The following is a 19266-nucleotide window of genomic DNA, read 5'->3' as shown; positions in this document are numbered from 1 at the left end:
AGAACGGCAACGTGTCGACCTGGCTGCGGCACGAAACACCCAGTCGTCACCACTCAGCAGCACCCACCGCCGCCCCCTACTCCGCGCCCGGCACCGCCACGATCCGGTTCTGGTACGCCCACACGACCGCCTGGAGGCGGGAGCGCACGCCGAGCTTCGGCAGCATGCGAGCCAGGTGCGACTTGACCGTGGACACCTCGACGACGAGTTCGGCCGCGATCTCCTCGTTCGACATGCCCTGGGCGAGAAGCATCAAGACCTCGCGCTCACGAACGGTCAGGAGGCCGTCGGCCCGATCGCCGGTGACCGGCTGCAGGCTCCGCCTCGACACGAACTCGCGCAGGACCCGGCGCGTAAGCGCCTGATCGACGGTGCCGTTCCCGGCGGCGACTTGGCGCACCGCCCGGATGATCACGTCAGGATCGGCGTCTTTCAGCAAGAACCCGGATGCCCCGGCCTCCAGCGCCCCGAACAGGTAGTCGTCGAGACCGAAAGTCGTGAGGATCAGCACCGGCACGACCGGGTCGGCGTCCGGGCCACACAGTTCGCGCGCGACCTCGATCCCGTTCCGCACCGGCATACGGATGTCGAGGCAGGCGACGTCGGGTGCGGTGCGCCGAGCGAGCTCCAACGCCTCTCCCCCGTCGGCCGCCACGGCCACCACTTCGATGTCGGGCTCAGCGCCGAGAAGCGCGCTAATCCCGGCGCGCACCAAGGGCTGATCATCCGCGACGAGCACCCGGATCACGCCGACACCCCGGCACCCTCATCGTCAGCGGCAAGAGGCACCTCACGGGTCAGCGTCAGCTCTACTAGCCATCCACCGTCATCAGTCGGCCCCGCCTGAAGCTGAGCTCCGACGAGATCGGCCCGCTCCTGCATTCCACGCACCCCGCTCCCCCCATAAGACGAGGTCGACGCGGCCGGCACCGCAGCCGGTCCGTTCTCGATCCGAATCGTGACCTCGGCCGAGTCGAGATCGTCGATGGTCACCCTGACCAGAGCTCCCGCAGCATGCAGAGCGGCGTTCGCGAGCGCCTCCTGAGCGGTTCGGTACGCGGCGAGTTGCGCAAGCGGTCCGACACCGTCGGCGAGGTGCGCCTGATCGCCCGCGGTGCGAACCTCGAGCCGCACATCAGAGCGCAGCGCGGTTCGCTCTACAAGGTCGAGGATCCCCGCGACGGTCTCGACGGCCCGCTCGGCCGGGGCGTCGTCGCGCAGCAGTCCGACCAGTCGGCGCAGGTCGTCGAGAACGGCCGTGCTCTCCTCCCGAACCTGCCGCACGCCCTCGTGGGCCCGCTCCGGGTCGGAGTCGATCTGACGATCGATCACAGCGGCCATCAGCGCGATCCCCGAGAGGTGGTGCGCGGCGATGTCGTGCAGCTCGCGCGCCATGGCGGTCCGTTCCCGCGACACCGCCGCGTCGATCCTTGCTTCCTGCTCTCGGCCGATCGCCGACGCTTCTGCGGTGCGCGCTGATCGCTCATCGCGACGCGAGCGGATCACGAGGGCCACGAGCAGAGGCAGCCCGACAGTCCCAGCCGCCTGCAGCAGCCCCTGCCCCAGGGCCGCCGCGAACGGCGCATCCGCCCCAAGGATCCCACTGGTCACCTCCGCAACGACAACGAGGCCTGCCGTTGCGGCGAGCGCGGGCCAGAGCACGCCGAGCCGCACCCGGACGACGGCGAGCGCGACGGAGACGATGACGGCGAGTTCCGCCAGGGTGTGGAAGTCACCCGGCGAGACGGCGGATCCTGCGACTGCGAGAAAGGCGACCGCCACCGGCGTCGCTCGGGGAGTGCGCCCCGAGGCGAGGAGCGCCGCGGCCTGGGCGAGCAGCACGAGGGCGAAACCGATCCACTCCCCGCTGAGGGGTGCAGGGTACGACCCGACCGGCCCGACCTCGTCGACCCGGTCGAGGGCGGGCAGTCCGACGAGGAGGCCGATGGAGACGAGTGCCGTGCCGCTCGCAACGGCGACGGTCGTTCGTCGCCGGCGTGCGTCATCGGAGGTCATCGGTCGATCCTACGAGTCGGGCCCCGGCGGGAGTCGGTTCGTCGTCGCGGGCGGGGTCGTATCCCAGGCGCCCCCGTGTGATCACCATCAGCAGGGTCGCGCCGATCGTCGACAGGATCGCGAGGCCGATCAACATCGTCGAGGCGGTAATCCCGGGATACATGTCTGCCCAGAGCGTCGAAATGGTGTTGTTCACACCGACGTGCAGCAGCAACACCAGCGGCAGACTCTGACCGGTGCGGTTGAACACCCAGATCATGATCACGTTGAACGTGATCGTGAACGCGATGAAGACGAGAGGGTCGGTCCAGGGCGCGGTCGGCCAGCCGCCCCAGTCGCTGAGGTAGAGGGGCATGTGCCAGAGGGCCCAGAGCGGTCCGAGCACGGCTGCGGCGCCGAGGGCGCCGAAGCGCGACTGGAGGCGCGGCAGCGCGAAGTCACGCCAGCCCGGCTCTTCTGACAGCCCGGTCGAGAAGATCTGCACGATCAGCCCCGGCACCAGGGCGCCCAGCGCGAGGGCCGACGGTGCCTGCACGTTTCCGCCGGAGAACGGCAGCCCCGAGAGCACGATCAGAGCGGGCACGCCCACGAGAGCCAGCGCGTACCAATACCAGCCGACCCGCCACCGCCAGAGCCGACCGACCCACCGTCGAAGGCCCGGACGCCCGTCCGCGACCGCTGTCACCAGGAAGGCGCTGCCCAGCGGCCCGAGGAGCGCTCCCGGAAGCACGCCGGAGAACTGAGCTGACCCGAGGAACTCCGGAAAATGGATGTTCCACACCCCGAGCCCGTGCGGCGAGAGGATGTACGGCACCCACGCCAGCCAGCTCAAGCCCAGCGCAAGGGCGAAGAAGCTGACGAGAGGGCGCCGGGCTATGACTCCGCCGATCCCTCCTCGTGTAGGGGCTTCCGTGCCGGTCTTGGGGCGGTTCTCGATGATCGTCGCCATGATGCCTCCGTTCGTCGGGTGGCCCGGAACGACCACACTCCAACGCTAAGAACGAGCCCTCCCCCGAACGACCGGCAAAAGAACGCACGGCTGAACCTTGCGTCGAAAGATGCAAAGGATCCGACGCGCCGTCCAGGCAGACATCTCACGGCGGTACCTGCGGCACTTCTCGCTCAAGGGGCGTAGAGCTGAGTGAGGGTCAGACGCGCTGACCGAAGAGAAGCGGGATGAACACATGGCACATGGAGTAGCAACCGTCTGGGTTCCTGTGACGGATATGAAACGAGCGGTTGCGTTCTACCGCGACACTCTCGGACTGGAAGTGAAGAGCGAAGACACCGACTGGTCGGAGCTCGACGCAGGCGGCCTCATGATCGGGCTCAACGGCCGCGAAGACGCCTCGGTGTCGTCGTCGGGCGGCGCCGTCATCTCGTTCCAGCCCGACGGCTCGATCGAAGACGAGCTCGCTCGCCTGAACGACCACGGTGCCGACATCCAGGGCGAGATCAGTGAGCACCCGTGGGGGCGGATCCTGCCCTTCAAAGACACCGAAGGCAACGACCTGCAGCTGTACTCGCCGCCGCAGGGCTAGTGGACCATCGCAAATACATTTAAGTCGGTAGTAAGCCTCACGCCGGCCTTTAGGTAAGACCCACAACGGTCTGGCAAAGACAGAGGCCCTCCCCACCGCACTAGTGTGCGCCGGAGAGGGCCTCTTTCTTTGCTGTTTGGTTAGCTGTTGCCCGAGCAGGTAGCAACGGCTTACGGACCGGTGGACGTGTTGGTCGAGATGACCCTGCCGTCGACCGTGATCTTGCAGGTGATCGTGTTCCCGTCGGCAGACTGCGCGACAAGTGAGAACAGGCTCGTGGAAAAGACGGTGTCGCACTTGATGGGGAAGACCTTGTGAGAGCCGGAGGTGGATACGAGGGAGCGCCGCGGAGCGGCTCCGACAGGGCACTATGAGCGGGTGAGCTTTCTGACCCTCTTTTTGACTGCCGCCGTTCCAAACCACACTGGCGGAACCCCGATCTGGTTCAACATCCTTGGGGCCATCTTCATCGTTATCGTTATGGCGGTCGTCGTCTTACGGCAGAGGCGCAAGTAAAGGTCACCTGGCCTCGAAAGGGGTTTCGGGCGGAGAGAAGCCTCCGACGAGCCCAGGGGCTATGAGTCGGGGGCACATGCCGCCGCATGAGGGGGTCGCTGGCGGCTTCCTACCGTCCTGGGGGCAGAAGGGTGAACCGTCTCGGGTTTCATACCGCCGTTATGTTGGCGGCTTCGTCGGCTGACGGGCCGGTTTTAACAGCGTGATAGTTGGCTTCGAATTCCTCGGGCGAAACGTCGCCGAGGAACGAGTGCAAGCGGTCGTTGTTGTACCAGGAGACCCAGTCGAAGGTGACTTCTTCGACGTCCGCGAGGCCCTTGAGAGCGCCAGTCCGGAACGGCTAGCCGTTGCGGATCGCTTCGTTCTTGAACAGCCCCTTGCAGTTCGCGTTACGGTAAGACCATGAGACGCCTGCGCGCAGCCACCGGCACTCCCCAGCCCTCTCCGGAGAGTGTGCAGGCTGACATGAGGTCAGCAGCGTCGAAAGAAAAATCGAGGCGTACACGACTACTCAACGAGGAACTCGACAAGCTCGTAACCGACGCGACCGGGAGGTCAGCATCTGTTGCGAACAGGGCTTCTTTCCTGGCTGTTGCAGCCGGAGTCCTTGTTGCTGCATCCACGGCTCAGGTATGGACTACAGCCGGTGCCATAGGGATTTGCGCTCTGGCTCTGGCGAGCCTCAGCCTTCTATGCGCCGCGGTGGCAATGCGGCCCGGGAAACGCCTTGGTATTCAAGCTCAGCGGCTGGTCGACCGTTACCTTGATTCCAGCCGCACCGCGAACAGTATCGAGGAAGATATTGTTCGCGATAAGGCCAACATCATCACAGCCCAGGAAATCGACCTACGCGCTCGAGCCCATTGGATTATCGGCGGATTCATCTCTCTCACTGCTGGCACAATTCTGCTCACAGTGACCTACGCACTTGAAGTGATTGGAAGCTGACATGGCCCGTCCTGATATCGAAGACAGCGACTCTGAAGGTACCCCTGAAGAGCCAAAGAACGATTCGCCTGAGACGTCCGTCGGGTACCTCCAGTTTGGCGCCGACGGTGACGACGGCAGTGTCATTGGCTTGGTCCAAGAGGGAGACAAGAACTCACACTTTTCCATCGGGGATGACACCGACGATGAGGCCTGACGTTGAGGAAGGCACAGGCGGCGACGAGGGCGAAAGCGACTCGCAAACCTCGCAAGGCAACACTGGGTTGCTGCAGAACGGTGATCAGCCAAAAGCTCCTGAGGGCCCGCCCAACCGCCACTAGAAGCGGATCCATTTCCGAAGGCCCCGGCCGGCGGTCATTCGGTGATCACGGGAGTGCGTGTGTCACGGCTGCGCGATACCGCGAATTGTCTTGAAAAACTGATGCTCTTCGAGACGTCTCAATCCGCCACCGGGCCCGCCAGAGCGGCACATCCACTCCCTTGAATTGCACCGATGAAGGACATCGCGCACCGTCTCGGGATGTCGTGTCAGCACGTATCGCCGTGACGACGCACTCATTGGAGGTTTGTGAGACCCAACGGGTGCATGAGGCTTCGCGGCTACACCCGCGTCAGTAAACCTTCCAGCTCCTATGAATCTCTCGCATGCCGCCAATCAAAGCTCCAAGACTTTTTTAGTTGGCTACCTGTCAATCCCACAGAAAGACGACAATCGCGTGCGCGTCGTTCCGGGGAGGAACGACTGCACTGCAGTGCCCATCTGCACCGGTTGCACCGTCAGGCTTCGCACCGTCGGAGCGCCACTGCACCGCGCAGCGTCCACGACCTTCTGAACGTAGCCAATTCGGTTCCCGCGCCGAGAATGAATTGGTGACCAATCGCTCCTGCGTCGCGTTTCGCATTTCGCTCAGTGAGCCACGTCGTTATGTCCGAGTCTCAGGAGGATGTGTCGCGCGGTTCGATCGTGACGGGTGGCTCGATCTCTGCTTCGGCCGCGGCGACGCTAAGTGCTCTGTGAAGGATCGCGTCTGCTCGCGGTGATCCGAAGTCGACGAGAAGCGTCGCTTCCGCAACTACTACGTCGGCGTCCCGCCGACCCGTTCGTGCGACAATTTTGTCGTGAAGGTCGCCGAGGCGCTGAGCGTAGCCGGGCAACAGGTTGAGATCGCATGTCGGCCCGCACGAGTCCGGTGCTTCGTCTTCGACGAGTGCGAGCGCACGGCGGAATGCGCCATCTGGCAACGCGCGGGCGGTAGTTCGCATCCACTCCATCAAATGGGTGTGCTTCGGGAATGCGTGCGTGCATCTTGGACCCCATACGTCATCGTCCGTGTCATCGGGGACAACATGCTCGGCGATCGCTTCGCGAGCTTCCGGCCAGGTTGTTGACATGGGATTCATGCCCATCACCTGGTGGAAGACGATCGTCGTCGTCGCAGAGAGAGGTAACTTCTTGAGTTCGCTGTAGGGCTGTCGAAGCTCCAGCTCACCGTCAATGAACCTCTGCAAGAGGCGCTGCAGTTGTTTGACGCCGTAAGTGACGGCATCGTGGGCGGGCATTCCTCGGTTGCGCTGGTAGGCGGAACTGGCGTCCCTCGCCGCGGTCCAAGCCATGGAGTACAGGTGGCCGAGGGCGAACTGAGCGGCACCTTGCTCCGCGATGGCCTGGAGGAGTTCGTGTTGTTTTTCGTTCGGGTCGGGTAGGCGGTGCTCTGTGATCTGGAAAGTGAAGTAGCGGATCATCTCGGCCGCGATCAATTCGCGAACAAGAAGTTGGAGGTCTTCCCCGTCTTCTGTCGTGAGGTCCTCCAGGACGAGCCATTCTCGGAGATCGTCGGCGAGGTTCTCCAATCGCGACGGCAGGTTGCCCAGCCCTCCGGAGTAGTAGTGCGCGCGTCCCGGATACCAGGAGTCCGTCAAATCGGTTCCGTCGAACATGAACGCCGCCTCCGGAGAGGACGGGTGTACTTCGAAGAGCCCGTGGGCTTGGGCTTCGACGAGCAAGCGCTCAGAGGCCAGTGCGTGGCTGGGTGCCACACTTCCGTCGCTGAGCGGAATGCCGCGAACGAGTCCGCCTTCGGTGTCTGCGGCCACGATGACAGCCATAGCGGCAACGCGAGCAACGAATGAGGCATCCGGCACGACGTTCTCCGATTCGAAAACACTGAAGCGAGCCGCAATGGCTCTGCGACGCACCTCGTGCTGCTCCTGTGCGGCTAGGAGCTCTTCCTGACCCGCTCTGGCCTTCTCGGCCCGCCTCTGTCGGGCCTCCGCGGCTTTCGAATCGAGAATGCGCGCCGCTTGCTCATCGAGAGTCCGAGCACATCGCCGGCACTGGACGGGCTTGCCGCTTAGCGCGTCGGTCAGGGTGGTGCGAGACGACAAGGTCAAGATGTCGTCGCACGTGGCACACGCGAGGTCTGTCGCCGAGACGACTCCGCCCGCCGCGGCCGCATAGTGGGGCGAACCCGACCACGGATCGGCGCCGATCGATCTCGTTGCGTGGGTCCACTTCGGCCCCCCGGTGATGTCGTCGTAGCCGTCGAGCTGCCAATAGCGGGCCGAGACCTCTTGCAATTCTGCGGGCGCATCCACATTGGGTTCGAAGACGAGGTTCGTGCGCTGATCGGGGATGTCAGTCATGTGGAAGTACTGATCGTGCCTTCGAGTGTCGGGTGAAACGAGGGGTGCCGGGCATCGAACCGGGCGCTAGCATCATGAGGGTCCTTCACCCTTGCCGCTACAGTACCCGCCAATCTGAACCCGTCACGAAGGCAGTAGATCTGCCACACCAACGCGGCGCAGTGCCCGTGGCAGATCCAGGGCTTGTTCTAGTCCTCTCCGGGGTTCAATTCCATGACCCAAAGCGGCAACTTGCTGCCGGCGAAGTCGAAGTCCTTGGGGATGAGGGTCGCGAGCGTTCCAGGGTCGATGCTGATGTCGAGGGCCGTCACTCCCATGGGCCCCGTCGTCCGGCCTTCGAATAGGCGCGCGTACATGGAGGAAAGGGGTCCAACGACCTCGAAGCCGTGACCGGACTCTTCGACCGAGGCGGCGTGCATGCGGAGCTGCGTGAGCTGTCCGCCTTCGAAAATAGGTTCCTGCTCGGCGGGGAAGTTCCCGTAGAGCATAAGGAAGTACGCGATCTTTTGCTCGGTCTCGTCGGTGATCGTTGTCCCGGCGGCGAGCAATTCGACGCTCTTGACGATGAAGACCGCCTTCCCGTCCTCGTCGACAGAGCGCCGCTTGTCCGGATCGACGTGAAGAACCAACTCCAGGGGCGACACTGTGCCGATGGTGCGGTCTCCCAGGAGCGCGAGCCTGTTGCGGCGCAGGGCATCCATGACGGTGATCCGGCTACTGCCCGTCGAGGTGGTCTCGAAGTCGTCTTTCGCGAGGAGAATCCACGTCGCGATCTCCGGGAAGTAGATCGCGAAGAACAGCTCGGCGGCATACATCTCTGCGAATCGAGACAAGCGCGCGACTTCGGATGCTTTGAATTTGACGCTCGCATCCGGGCTGAAGACGCCGGGCGTCGAGTGGGATTTGACGTCGACGAGGAGTCTCCGCCCGCTGCGGAGGTGAAGGAAGAAGTCGGGGGCCTTGACCTTGGCCCCGTCGTAGTAGATCTCTCCGGTGTCGACGAACGTCATGAGATCGCACTCATCAAGTGCAGCCACGAGCGACGAGAACATCGCCTGAGCCCGCCAGCCCTGCACGGTGGTGGGTGTGGCGAGGGCCTCTCGGAGTTTGTCGGCAACGTCAGCGACGACTTTGTCGACCCGATGGGGATCATCGAGAGTGAGCCCATCTTCATCTGCGTCGAGTCGACGAAACAGGTCGATGCCGTCGAGTACCGGCTGGCGTGGAAGGCGCTGCAGGACCATGACTGAAACCTATCGTCCGTCGGCGGCGGTGACTCGAGAGAGCAATGTGGCATGCGCCGCCGAGATGCGCCCAGAGAACACGACTTGCGACGGTCAGCACAAGGTGTGCCTGATGGCGCGCCGATTCTGTGCGGGGTGACGGATTCCGGTCAAGGAGCTGGTGACGGGGGCGTCGAGATGGTTCCGGTCGCCGTGGGAGCCTCCACAGCAGCCGATCCGAAGTGGGAGGCCAGCTTCGCTTTGGCGTCGTCGATCATGGTGGACCTACGCCCGGGCCAGGCAGTGTCGGCGCTCCTGGCTGCCCGCACCGCCGGGATGATCCGATACGCGGCGTCGTGGACAGCGTTCAGCTTGAGCTGGTCCTGGTCGGCGATTCCGCGGTAGTGCGTCGGCGTCGCTTTGACGCTGAAACTGCCGTCGGCCCAGAGGGCAAACACGACCCTGTTGACACCCTTCAGGTCAGTGAGGTGGACGGTCACGGTCACCGGTCCGAAGTTCTGCCCCTCGGCGAGAGCAGTGAGGAACGAGATCCGGTCCCAGTCGACGACACCCTTGAGGAGCCCTGACTTGTTGCCCGTCTCGGCCGTGCTGACCGACTCGACCTTGGTGATCATGAGACCGGCGGCGAGCCGTCTCGTGGCGCGTTCGTGCTCGTAAATCCACACGAACACGTCGGAGCTGGACAGGTGCAGTGCGGACGATGACCGGTTCAAGGTCGACTGCGGATCGACCGTTCGAGCCCGCGCCAGCAGCGCGTCGGCGGCGTCCTCCGCGAGAGTGTCGTTGTATGTGGAAAAAAGCACCAGATAGGTGTCACCGGGCTGGGCACTGATGAGAAGGTCGACCGCGTCCGGGAAGTAGTCCGACGACGGGGCTTGCGAACCGTCCTCGGGCATCGGCAGGTTCGAGTCGTGGACCCAGTAATAGAACCTGGCTGCGAGGCGACGTGGGTAGTAGCCGTCGACGTCCAGTATCTCCGGGTCGCTGGTGGGTGGCACCTGCCCGGTGACGCGGATGTTGGTTGCGGTGTTCTCCTGGCTGGCCCACCCGGGGTTCAGCGCCGAGTGTGACGGCTTCACCGCCCGTAGGGACGTCAGGAGCTGGTCGAGTGTGGCGCCGGTGTTCAACGTCATCGGGGTGACGGACACGTTTCGCCCGGTAAACGTAGGGATGTCAGCTCCAGCGCTCTTTCATAGTCACGACCTTCGCGTCTATATGCACGAGCCTTGCACAAATTGCGCCGATTCCACGGGAACCCGACTTCTTGTAGTCGATCGTGTAGTTGCCGCGGCGTTCTGCGCCACGGGATCGGACGCGGACGGCGGCGTAGTTCATCGCGCCCGTGGTGAACGGCGAGGGAATGTCGAGGACGATGCCGCACTCGCGAGTGGCGCTTCGTGCGAGGGGCTGATTCTGCAACCCGGTGTTGTAGTCATCCAGGATAAAAAGGAGATTCGCGTTTACGGCGGTGACCTTGACCGTGAGGCCGTGCGTGAGGGCCAGATGCACGATGAGTCGGCCAAGGCCGCTTTTCCTGACTCCTTGGATAGTCACCTTGAACAGGCTGCTGCTCTCGTTGCTCGCCCGGTCCATGACGACATCGAGCCTCGTCTGCGTGTCGGGGTCAGCATCCCTGGTCCACGTCAGCGACAGTTCGGGCCGGAGAAAGACGAACAGCCACACGATCTCCAGCACCACGGCGGCGAATATCGTCGTGATCGCGTAGCCCGCCAACTCCGGCAGGTCGGGGAACCACCCGGACAGAATCGGCGAGACGACGAGGACCATCCACACGCCGATCGCGACCTTGGCGACCTCAATGACGGTCGACTTGAACGAGTCACTCACGACAGGTGCAGCTGCGTCCAGGCAGGCTCCATGAGTTCCGACGTGGCATCCTCCGAGACTGATTCAACGGTTCCGAGTCGACCGACCCGGATGGTCTCCATATCCGTCGTAGCCAGTTCAATCTCCACCACCGTGTAGGGGCCGCGGTCCCCGGAGAGGGCGTCATCGGCGAGGGCAGCCCCGGTTCGAAGGGTCTCCACGAGTCGGTCGGAAACCTCGTCTTCCAGCTCGGCCGGAAGCGGCGCCATCGTCCGGTCCCGCACGATCACCGCGTCAAGGAAGTACCCGTGATCGACCGCGAATACGGCCAGGCGGATCAGGTCACGAGACCCGAGGCGCGGAACACTCTGACCGCTCTCGGGTCGGTCGAAGCCCACCGGATCATCACCGGGGTTGCGCGGTTCGAGGTGAAGGGAGTGGTCAACCAGTCGCACGACGAGCTGACTCAGCATCGCGTCCACACGGCCACGGCGCGGGGCTCCCGCATGGTTCGAGCATGACGCACGCTGGCACCTCCCCGGTTGAACGTGCCTCCGAGAGTAGCAGTCTCTACAGCATCGATCAACTATTTAAATAGCCCTATTTAAATAGCCTATAATGGGGTCGTGGCCAGGCACAAGAGCACTCAGACGCCCCTGACGAACGGGGCGTCTTTCGTGTTGGCGGATCGTCTTCAGCGGGCACGTGTCGATGCGGGCTTGTCACAGCAGCAGCTTGCCGACCGGGCCGGCGTGTCCCTGGGGAGTGTGGCCAGGCTGGAGACGAAGAGGTCGCCGGAGCCGGGCTTTTTCCTGATCGGCAGCGTGGTGCGTGTCCTCGGTGCGGCGCTGAGCGAGCCGGAGCGGCGCGCGCTGTGGGCAGACATCCGAGTGGCGTTCCTTGGACACGACGTGCCCCGCTAGTTCGTGAGTGCCGCGGGCGCGTCCGGTGTTGGAGTCTCTCTTTCAGCGTCGCGCCGAGGATGCGCTCATCCGGTTGTACGTCGGCAGGTTCGCATGGTGTCGCGGAATACGAGGGACACGGCGCCGACGGCGGCGCGCCGGGCACCTTCGAGGACGATCGTGACGTCGTGGACGCCACGGGCTTGTGACGCAGTCCGCACCAACCCAGCTCCAGCGACGGCGCGGACGAGGCTGACCGTGCCCCGTCGGGTTCGAGCGACTTCGAACTGGCTTGCACTTGCTGAGACACGGGCCGTCAGCCTGCGCGCACCCACAGGTCGCAGTCTCGACGGCCCCTAGGCTTCCCTGGTGACCGTAACTCCGCCCGACGACTTCCTCTGGCTTCCCGACCACCAGTTGCACATCCTGGCCACCCTTGGGCACGTCGACGACGTAATGGTGGACCTGACCACCCTCCTGCGGGACCATTCGAGACGCGAGGCGTTCGCCCTCGAATCGGTGCGGGATGGCGCCAACGTGGAGGTGCGAATTGCCGGGATTCGCCCCATCCCGCCCATCGTCTCCCGTTTGACGGCGGACGTCGTCAACAACCTGCGCAACGTCCTCGAACACGCTCTCTTCGCTGCGGTCGAGCACGATCTCGTGCGGCCCATGACGGAGAAGGAGGCACGGTCGATCGAGGTGTCGGCAGTGAAGGACGAGCCATCGTTCGACGCGTGGTTAGCGGACAAGCGTCGGGCCGGCATGCCACCCCTGTCCGTTGGATCGCCGCTTGCCGAGGCGCTCCGCAGCATCCAGCCGTTCACGTGGACGGGTCCGAAACCGTCCCCGCTGGCGCTGCTGGTGGAGCACTCGAACGCGTCGAAGCACCGCGTGCCGGCCATCGCGCAGATGCAGCTCGGACAGGTGACACCGGACTTCCTCGTTCCCGGGATGATCGTCGCTGAACCATCGGGACAGCCAGCCAAGGTGGGTGATCTCATCGCGTCGGGCCCGCCCAACATTCCGGTGGGACTCGACATCTGGGCGACGGCGACGATCCGCCGTCCCCTGACGGGTGGATGGGTGACCTTGCAGACTGAGATGAGCGACATCGAGGCCTGGGTTCGCACCGTGGCGCTGCCGACGCTCCTCGGCCTGACCTCGGGTCAGGTCCTTCCCGCGACGGTCGATGTGCGCCAGGAGGTCGACGACTTGCGCGCGGCCGCGATGGCCGCCTCCGATGAACCGGCAGCTGTCGGCAACACCGTCATCCTGATGGCTGAGGGTGTGGTCCGGCCCGGGTTGTTGAGCCTCCTGTTGCCTGAATGCTCCAGTGCCGAGGAACGTCACGCCGTGAAGTGGTGGGTCGAAGAGATGACGGATTATCAGGTGATTGCCCGGCACGAACGGCTGACCGGCCTCTCGACATCGAATGCGGCGGCGATCGACGCGTGCCGGCAGGCGATCAAGGTGGCCGTCACGCGTGCCAGGGCCGTCGACCGGTACGAGATCTGACCGGGCAGCGAACACGACGTCTCGCAGTGAAGCGCGTCACGGCATGCCAGCGCCTCAGTGTCGGATGGCGTCGCGCTGATGGGCTCCTGGCGCTTAGGCAATGGCCTCCAGTCGAACCGTTGCTTGGTGGCTCTCCTCGGCCAGGCGGGCGAGGTCGGCCCGGCTGGGGTGCGGCGGGCCTCGGGCAGCTCTCCTGGCGTGATTCCTTCGGGCAGACGTGGTCACTGCCTGCCGAGGACGTCGACCCGGCCGACATCCTCGACGGCATGGTGTGGCGCGAGTCGAACAACCACATCGGACAACCCAACATTCAGGGCTGGGAGTGGATCGAGGGCGGAGGCGTGGGAGCAGACGTACTCCCAGGTCCAGTTAAGCGACGACGCCACGGTTGCGATGGTCACAAGAATTCTCCTTCGGATTCGGTACTTGCTACGGTCTGGTCGTCCCCCCACACGTCGGCGGGGGAAACGCTGGCGACCCGTTCCGCGCCTGGGCTGGCAGGTTCGACGTCGTTGGGCAGGGTGATGTGGAAGATGTCCCTGTGGCCCTTGGCCCGCTCCTCGATCCGGGCCTTCCAGTCGGAGATGCCGAGGGACGCGTCAGTCCGGTCGACGATCCCTTGGATAGCACGGCCGATCTTCCGCTTCCGCTTGGACTTGGAGAGACGTTTGACGCGGTTCTCGGGCACGTTCACGGAGGCAATCGCGGTCTCGATGGCGCGCGGGGCGTCGTAGTCGATCGCTCCGGTCTGATGAGCTTCGTGGATGACGCCGGTCTCGGGGTCGCGGAAGAAGATCGTCTCGGGCCGGACCGAATTCACGTAGACGGGCCATTTCCCGTCGTGCTGGTGGTGGTTGCTCTTGCGCTTCCGCCAGGGGATCAGCCCTTCGCCACGGTAGGTGCGGTTCCAAAGGTGCACGCCGTCGTCGGCAATCGTCACCCACTCGATGGGCAGCAGTTCCACGGCGAGGTCCCTGTTACTCGGGGAGAGGAGGATTCCGTTTCGGGCGATGCTCTCTGCGAGCTTCTGCAACGGCGCCCAGGTCGTGTGGCCCTCACCGTAGGGATGCACCCCGCCTCCGTCGACGCAGTGGTACACGGTGGCGATCTCTTCTCGGATGACACGGTCGATGATGCAGATCGGGTAGACGGCGTCGATCTCGGCACTCTTCCCGTGAGCCGTAGGGCGGTGGCGCTTGTAGGCGGCGAGGCGTTGCAGCAGATGGTGCGCAAAACCCCGAAGAACCGTTCAATGTGGGCCTCGTCGGAGCCCTTCAGCTTTCGACCGCGCAGCGCGTGCTCGAACAAGCCGGTGGCGGCGCTTGGGAGGCCGCGCTCTGGATCTGTGAAGGCCTGACCTTGGGCCCCCACGCGGGACCGAGTCCTCGGCTACTCGCTCTCCAGGAAGGGGCGGCATCCGCCGTCGAGGTGATCAGTGAAGCCCACATGGTCGCAAAGGAGTGGTCACGAACAAAGTCGAAGCTCTCCAGCGCCAGCCTCGGCCCACGTTTCGTGGTTCGCCTCCAGAAGCGTCTGGCCCTGGAGCACATCTCGGTCGACAGCTTCCTCGACGACTTCTTCCGGGCGTTCGACACAGTCATGCTGGCGCTTCCCGCGGTGCGACGCAACTCTCGCGAGGCCCACAAAGACCCGACCGAATTGGACCGTCTCAGCAGAATCGCCCACTCGGACCCGGTAGGTCACAAGGCGGCCATCTTGGCCGAGTGGACGGCCGACATGCTCAGCACCTGGTCCGTCGACCAGGCTGCGGAATTGCTCCGCATGTCGCCACGGGTGATCCGCGACATGATCGGGCGCGGGGAGTTGTTCGCCGTGATGGTGAACGGCGACTGGCGCCTCGCCCGTTGGCAGTTCCCGTTCGGCGACCTCCTGCCGAGATGCAACGCGATCGCCTCGTGCTTGACCCGAGCCGGCATCACCTGGGACGAGTCGAAGCACATCATGATGTTCCCCTACATCGTCGGCCCTGGCGGCTGCGCCATGTCCGCTGTCGACTGGCTTCGCTCTGGTGGATCGGCAAGAGCCGTCATGGAACTTGTAAGCACCTGCACGGCCCAAGAGGGCTCCCGTGGTGTCGAAGTGCCTCCGGCAGACGGGGAAGTGGTCGACTCATGAGCGGGAATCTCGATCCGGAGAACCCGGGCGGCGTCTACTTCATCACCACCCTGTCCAGCTCTCGCTACCGACTCGACCTTGATGCGCTGGTCATCGCGAGGTTTCCCGACGAAAACGGCGAGGAGCTTCGACGGGACGACGAGCAACAGCCGCTCCTCGCCCGCACCATGCCTGTCATCGGGCAACCCCTCGTGATGATGATCCAGATCCGCGACTACGGGATCCTGACCCGACGCACCACTAACTGGCTCACGTCCATCGAGAAGATCGGCTGACACCATGGGCACCTTCCAGCCAACTGGGCGCGTCTGCATCAGCCCTGACAGAGAGAGCGACTCAGGCCATGACTCACTCCCTGAACCTGGTGGAGCAGGCGGCGAACCCGCGAAGCCACGTCGCGACCCCGCCTCGGACAGCAGCAAACCGGCAAGCCAGCCCAGCCGTTTGGACAAGCTCGTCGCCGCCGCGGACATCGCGACCCTGGGTCCCCCGCCAGCAAGGGCAGCCGACGTCGCCATGGAGCCCTTTATTCGGGCCACTGACTTCGCCGCCGCAACACGACGCACCATCGAATCACTCACCGGCCGCCCGTATCGCCGATCGATGCTGCTCCTACACGCCCACTTCGACGGCTCAGAGGTCGGCGTCTACTCGTCCAAGACCCTCATGGCAAACCTGCGCCCGGAGCCCAGCATGAGGAGCATTTTCGACCTCCTCAATGTCACCCTGGACTGGACCGAACGAGACCTGATCGTCTGGTTCGGAGAACGGAAGTCACAGACGGACGACGCTGCTCTCGGCACCGCGCGGACGAAGATGGATCACCTCAAAAACGGCGACTACGACCGTGTCTACGACCTGGGTCTTCGGGAGATCGACCCAGCCCGGAACCTGAGTGTCATGTCCGACGTGGAAAAGATGGCCTGGCTCAACGAGATCACCGACCTCAGACGAGCTGAAGGGTGGCGTCCGCTCCCCGGGCGCCACTACCCGCCAACGACGAGCGTCGCTGGCCTAGATTTCCTCGACGACAATAGAGGTGCCCCTAGGCCTGAAGGCCAATCTCCCGCGTTTGACCCGCAACGACGTCGCCCTCGTCGTCATCCAGAGAGAGATCAACCAAGTCCAGGAAGTACAGGTACGCAGCCCTGGTCACTTGAAGTGCCTCGATCACCGCCGCTTCTAACTCGGGGATCTCCACCGAGCTGAACGTCTCCTTCGTTGCGCCAGTCGACTCCCCGAAAGTCGCATGCACAATCCGGTGCGTGCCAGCGTTGCGAAGTAAACGCGCCGCGGGATACAAGCCGTCTTCGTGAATGTCGGAATTTAGCTCTGCCAGCGCGAGCAACGCGCGCTGAGCCTGACTGTCTTCGTCGAGGCAAATGCGGGGCTCACCGGTCTTGCCCTCGATCCAGAACATGGAGAAGTTAACTCCCCCTGGACGCTGACCCACTTCGAAGTGCTCGTTGGCAGCTACCGCGATCTTGTCCAAGACGTCCAGGGCGGCGCGCTGCGCCAACACCAACGACGCCGGAGCCTCACCGTACAACGCGTCATCCTCAGTGTCGGCATACACGCCCGTATCCGAATCGTGCTGCCTCCCCTGCGACTCCTCGATCGCTTGAAGGCCACGGAACGCCATCCGCCGTGCCACCAAGTACTCCGCCTTCAGAACGTTCAGCGCCGCGAAGATGCCCGGCGTCGCCCGATCCTCCACGGTAGGAACACGATGCCGGATTGTGGCAGTGTCCCAGCGGAGATCATCCGTCCCCAACCCCTCCACCGCAGAAGCAAGCGCGAGCCGATTCACGGAAACCCACGAACCGTACACATCGCCGTCAGCGCTTCCATGTGCGAGATGCCCTTCACTACCAGTCTCCTCCAATGCTTCCCAGCGATCGGCTACGGCCAGCCCGGCGATCTCGACGGTGTTCTCGCGCAAACTTTTCGCCAGCCGGACATGCGCGTCATAGACCGCCGCAACGTGACCGCGCTGCTCGCGGCCCACGACCAGACGCCGGCGCAACAGCTCGGCCATATTTCCAGCCGCATTCCCATTCACTGGCCACACCGCCAACGCATCCGCGTACGCCGCATACGCCTCAACCCACCGACCCGAGTCATCGAGGACGTTTGCCAGGTTCGTCAACGCACGACTCCGCGTTTCCGCGGGAGCATCGAAGTAACCGCCCACAAAGCGAGAAAGGACACGCGGCCTGCGACGAGCCTCCAAATACTTCAGCCGCTCAGAAGGACGAGACGCCTCTCGACCATCGGCCTTCGCTTCGAGACCAGCTAACTCGAAGCCCGCATTGGCGACGTTGTAGATCGCCTGCGGCACCAAGATGTCCGGACTGTCGTCATCAAGGGCAACCGACTCCGCAAGCATTTGACCCCACGTGATCAAGTCCGCCGATTCGAAATCAGAGCCAGCATTGATCGCGATCGACGACAACGTGAACCGCAACGAGACCCGCTCGACCGGGGCCAGATAATCCGCGCGCGTCACTTCGTCCGATAGCGCCTGAAGCCGCGCTAATGCCGCCGAACTGTCAGAGACATCAGCAACACCAACGGCAGCATCGAAGACATCCCGGAACGTGGAAGCCAATCAGCTGCCTTTCATCTTGAGAGAACGCAACATCGACTGCAACAGCCAACCCGACTGCACCGCAACTCGGTACAGCGACTGCACCGATCAGCTCTACTGCACCGGCACTGCACCGCGTGAGCGCTCACTGCAGTCCTGGTATGGGATCGACACGATAACTATGTCCGCCTCTATTCAGCTTGTCCAAGTCACCCCTGATTTGACGGGCTTCTAGCGCCCGCTTGTCCACCCGGTTTCGCACCCAAGATGTCCATTTCCACAAAAGGCTGATGAGGAGCCGTTTATTTCACGTAGCTAATCGTTCGTCCGCGATGAGATGACCAGCTCGGCGATCTCGTCAGCGATCTCGTTGATGGACGAGTCGGAGGTGCTGCGGGCAAGCTTGTCGGCGAGGGACGGGCTGTGCTCTTCGACGTCGGCGCGTGTGACTTCGTGCCAGATGGGCAGAAGGTTCTGACGACCGCCAACTGTCTGAGTGACAATTCCGTCGAGTTCGTATTGGGGCCAACCCTTAGTGAAGTAGTGCTCACTGAATATGACGGCCGCGAAGCGACTACCTCGGAGGCCCCGGTCGATACGGCGTCTGAGGCTGTCGCCGATTCTGAGTTCGGCCTTGTCGAGCCAGACGCTAACGCCTCGGTCTTGCAGCGCCTGCGCCAAGGGGATCGCTACGGCTACCTTGTCTTCGCTTGCATGGGACAGAAACACGTCCCACGTGCGACCGTCCAGTTCGTCGTCCGTACCTGGAGCTTGCGGGGTCCTGGTGTCGACTACGTCGGCCAGGCTCCGCTCGGCCGGCTCTCGGTAGGCGGGCAGATTTCCTCTTGGCGGTGGCACGATTTCTATACTGCTTCGGATTGTTCCTGCCGCCCCGCCAAGGTCCACAGCCACGTACCAATGGCCCGAACTCGGGACAGGGATGCGTGCGGGTGACCTTTTCATGAGACCACCCGTGTAACGGTATCGGCCACCGCGGGCTGATGCATAGGTTCTGTAGTTGGACGCGTCCATGAGGAGAACATTCGCCTGCTTGCCTAGCGTGACAACTACGGTTGCGCCTTTGTTGACATGACCGAGGTCATACTTTACGTGCTCCATGGCAACCACCTTTCGATTGCGCTTACGGTAGCGACACCCTCCGACGTTGACGAGAAGTCGTTGTACAGGCAGTCTCCGCACCTAGGCTGATCCGGGCCTTTCATCTAGCCCCGCATTCATGGGCCGGCCGGAGGAAAGCGAAGGTTGTGGAGCATATTTCGATAAGCATGTTTGGCATACAAGGACAAGAGGCGACAAGCCAGGGAGTGCCCCGCAACGCCAGGCGCACGTCGGATCGCGAGTCTTTTCGAATGCGGATGTTGTCT

Annotated in this window: 20 protein-coding genes and 1 pseudogene; 8 read left to right on the top strand and 13 right to left on the bottom strand. The window is 63.7% G+C overall.

The genetic code is table 11. From position 1 onward, the window contains the following. Nucleotides 1-76 precede the first annotated feature (76 nt). From EDF39_RS02815 to EDF39_RS02805, 3 genes are read right to left on the bottom strand one after another with little or no spacing between them, the layout of a single operon-like run. On the bottom strand, nucleotides 77-748 hold the full coding sequence (locus tag EDF39_RS02815) for a response regulator transcription factor (protein ID WP_123940307.1): 672 nt from the start codon (nucleotides 746-748) through the stop codon (nucleotides 77-79). Continuing rightward, on the bottom strand, nucleotides 745-2016 hold the full coding sequence (locus EDF39_RS02810; RefSeq protein ID WP_123940305.1) for a sensor histidine kinase: 1272 nt from the start codon (nucleotides 2014-2016) through the stop codon (nucleotides 745-747). Before EDF39_RS02810 ends, EDF39_RS02815 begins: the two co-directional genes overlap by 4 nt. Then, a complete protein-coding gene (locus EDF39_RS02805) occupies nucleotides 2003-3001 on the bottom strand; it encodes a type II CAAX prenyl endopeptidase Rce1 family protein (protein WP_233572939.1) in 999 nt (332 codons plus the stop codon). Before EDF39_RS02805 ends, EDF39_RS02810 begins: the two co-directional genes overlap by 14 nt. A 199-nt stretch (nucleotides 3002-3200) precedes the next feature. On the opposite strand from EDF39_RS02805, the gene EDF39_RS02800 reads away from it, so the two are divergent. Together EDF39_RS02800 and EDF39_RS17415 are read left to right on the top strand one after the other, a co-directional pair. Continuing rightward, nucleotides 3201-3557 (top strand): VOC family protein, encoded by a 357-nt coding sequence (locus EDF39_RS02800; protein WP_123940303.1) that lies wholly within the window; start codon nucleotides 3201-3203, stop codon nucleotides 3555-3557. A 147-nt stretch (nucleotides 3558-3704) separates the two neighbouring features. Further along, nucleotides 3705-3875 (top strand): hypothetical protein, encoded by a 171-nt coding sequence (locus EDF39_RS17415; RefSeq protein ID WP_158613138.1) that lies wholly within the window; start codon nucleotides 3705-3707, stop codon nucleotides 3873-3875. Between the two features lie 346 nt (nucleotides 3876-4221). Here EDF39_RS17415 and EDF39_RS02795 read toward each other — a convergent pair. Further along, a pseudogene (locus EDF39_RS02795) lies at nucleotides 4222-4380 on the bottom strand (IS3 family transposase); the annotation flags it as partial. Nucleotides 4381-4475: 95 nt separating this feature from the next. Here EDF39_RS02795 and EDF39_RS02790 point away from each other — a divergent pair. Then, nucleotides 4476-5021 (top strand): hypothetical protein, encoded by a 546-nt coding sequence (locus EDF39_RS02790; RefSeq protein WP_123940301.1) that lies wholly within the window; start codon nucleotides 4476-4478, stop codon nucleotides 5019-5021. A gap of 936 nt (nucleotides 5022-5957) precedes the next feature. Here EDF39_RS02790 and EDF39_RS02785 read toward each other — a convergent pair. The 5 genes from EDF39_RS02785 to EDF39_RS02765 all read right to left on the bottom strand — a co-directional run bounded on the left by EDF39_RS02785 (nucleotide 5958) and on the right by EDF39_RS02765 (nucleotide 11025). Beyond that, nucleotides 5958-7664 carry a hypothetical protein gene (locus EDF39_RS02785; protein WP_123940299.1) on the bottom strand — a complete coding sequence of 569 codons (1707 nt, stop codon included), beginning with the start codon at nucleotides 7662-7664 and terminating at the stop codon, nucleotides 5958-5960. A gap of 188 nt (nucleotides 7665-7852) precedes the next feature. Further along, nucleotides 7853-8908 carry a hypothetical protein gene (locus tag EDF39_RS02780; protein WP_123940297.1) on the bottom strand — a complete coding sequence of 352 codons (1056 nt, stop codon included), beginning with the start codon at nucleotides 8906-8908 and terminating at the stop codon, nucleotides 7853-7855. A 149-nt stretch (nucleotides 8909-9057) separates the two neighbouring features. Then, nucleotides 9058-10056, bottom strand: a complete 999-nt coding sequence (locus EDF39_RS02775; protein WP_123940295.1) for a hypothetical protein — start codon at nucleotides 10054-10056, stop codon at nucleotides 9058-9060. Between the two features lie 25 nt (nucleotides 10057-10081). Beyond that, on the bottom strand, nucleotides 10082-10756 hold the full coding sequence (locus EDF39_RS02770) for a hypothetical protein (protein ID WP_123940293.1): 675 nt from the start codon (nucleotides 10754-10756) through the stop codon (nucleotides 10082-10084). Then, nucleotides 10753-11025 carry a hypothetical protein gene (locus EDF39_RS02765; RefSeq protein ID WP_123940291.1) on the bottom strand — a complete coding sequence of 91 codons (273 nt, stop codon included), beginning with the start codon at nucleotides 11023-11025 and terminating at the stop codon, nucleotides 10753-10755. The genes EDF39_RS02770 and EDF39_RS02765 overlap by 4 nt, the downstream gene beginning before the upstream one ends. 18 nt (nucleotides 11026-11043) lie before the next feature. Here EDF39_RS02765 and EDF39_RS02760 point away from each other — a divergent pair, with 18 nt between their 5' ends. From EDF39_RS02760 to EDF39_RS02750, 3 genes are all read left to right on the top strand, one after another. After that, nucleotides 11044-11256 (top strand): hypothetical protein, encoded by a 213-nt coding sequence (locus EDF39_RS02760; protein WP_123940289.1) that lies wholly within the window; start codon nucleotides 11044-11046, stop codon nucleotides 11254-11256. A gap of 105 nt (nucleotides 11257-11361) precedes the next feature. After that, nucleotides 11362-11658, top strand: a complete 297-nt coding sequence (locus tag EDF39_RS02755; RefSeq protein WP_158613137.1) for a helix-turn-helix domain-containing protein — start codon at nucleotides 11362-11364, stop codon at nucleotides 11656-11658. Nucleotides 11659-12006: 348 nt separating this feature from the next. Next, on the top strand, nucleotides 12007-13155 hold the full coding sequence (locus tag EDF39_RS02750) for a hypothetical protein (RefSeq protein ID WP_123940285.1): 1149 nt from the start codon (nucleotides 12007-12009) through the stop codon (nucleotides 13153-13155). 221 nt (nucleotides 13156-13376) lie between these two features. Here EDF39_RS02750 and EDF39_RS02745 read toward each other — a convergent pair whose 3' ends face one another. Both EDF39_RS02745 and EDF39_RS02740 read right to left on the bottom strand, forming a co-directional pair. Then, nucleotides 13377-13556, bottom strand: a complete 180-nt coding sequence (locus EDF39_RS02745; protein ID WP_123940283.1) for a hypothetical protein — start codon at nucleotides 13554-13556, stop codon at nucleotides 13377-13379. Then, on the bottom strand, nucleotides 13553-14119 hold the full coding sequence (locus tag EDF39_RS02740; protein WP_123940281.1) for a hypothetical protein: 567 nt from the start codon (nucleotides 14117-14119) through the stop codon (nucleotides 13553-13555). Before EDF39_RS02740 ends, EDF39_RS02745 begins: the two co-directional genes overlap by 4 nt. 482 nt (nucleotides 14120-14601) lie before the next feature. Between EDF39_RS02740 and EDF39_RS02735 the strand changes: the two genes are divergently transcribed. Beyond that, nucleotides 14602-15291, top strand: coding sequence for a helix-turn-helix domain-containing protein (locus EDF39_RS02735; RefSeq protein ID WP_123940279.1), 690 nt, complete (start codon nucleotides 14602-14604; stop codon nucleotides 15289-15291). Further along, nucleotides 15288-15566, top strand: coding sequence for a hypothetical protein (locus EDF39_RS02730; protein ID WP_123940277.1), 279 nt, complete (start codon nucleotides 15288-15290; stop codon nucleotides 15564-15566). Before EDF39_RS02735 ends, EDF39_RS02730 begins: the two co-directional genes overlap by 4 nt. A 770-nt stretch (nucleotides 15567-16336) precedes the next feature. Here EDF39_RS02730 and EDF39_RS02725 read toward each other — a convergent pair. Further along, nucleotides 16337-17902 (bottom strand): LA2681 family HEPN domain-containing protein, encoded by a 1566-nt coding sequence (locus EDF39_RS02725; protein ID WP_123940275.1) that lies wholly within the window; start codon nucleotides 17900-17902, stop codon nucleotides 16337-16339. A gap of 294 nt (nucleotides 17903-18196) precedes the next feature. Beyond that, a complete protein-coding gene (locus tag EDF39_RS02720; protein ID WP_123940273.1) occupies nucleotides 18197-19000 on the bottom strand; it encodes a DUF1883 domain-containing protein in 804 nt (267 codons plus the stop codon). Nucleotides 19001-19266 lie beyond the last annotated feature (266 nt).

It is taken from the genome of Frondihabitans sp. PhB161 (assembly GCF_003814635.1).
Taxonomy (GTDB): Bacteria; Actinomycetota; Actinomycetes; order Actinomycetales; family Microbacteriaceae; genus Frondihabitans.
Note: the sequence above shows the minus strand (reverse complement) of the source record. Positions and strands in the feature narration are given on the sequence as shown.

Excerpts from the sequence above, each read along its gene's own strand:
- EDF39_RS02810 (WP_123940305.1), bottom strand. The coding sequence starts at position 2,016 with ATGACCTCCGATGACGCACGCCGGCGACGAACGACCGTCGCCGTTGCG.
- EDF39_RS02800 (WP_123940303.1), top strand. The coding sequence starts at position 3,201 with ATGGCACATGGAGTAGCAACCGTCTGGGTTCCTGTGACGGATATGAAA.
- EDF39_RS02790 (WP_123940301.1), top strand. The coding sequence starts at position 4,476 with ATGAGACGCCTGCGCGCAGCCACCGGCACTCCCCAGCCCTCTCCGGAG.
- EDF39_RS02785 (WP_123940299.1), bottom strand. The coding sequence starts at position 7,664 with ATGACTGACATCCCCGATCAGCGCACGAACCTCGTCTTCGAACCCAAT.
- EDF39_RS02780 (WP_123940297.1), bottom strand. The coding sequence starts at position 8,908 with ATGGTCCTGCAGCGCCTTCCACGCCAGCCGGTACTCGACGGCATCGAC.
- EDF39_RS02735 (WP_123940279.1), top strand. The coding sequence starts at position 14,602 with ATGGTCGCAAAGGAGTGGTCACGAACAAAGTCGAAGCTCTCCAGCGCC.
- EDF39_RS02730 (WP_123940277.1), top strand. The coding sequence starts at position 15,288 with ATGAGCGGGAATCTCGATCCGGAGAACCCGGGCGGCGTCTACTTCATC.
- EDF39_RS02720 (WP_123940273.1), bottom strand. The coding sequence starts at position 19,000 with ATGGAGCACGTAAAGTATGACCTCGGTCATGTCAACAAAGGCGCAACC.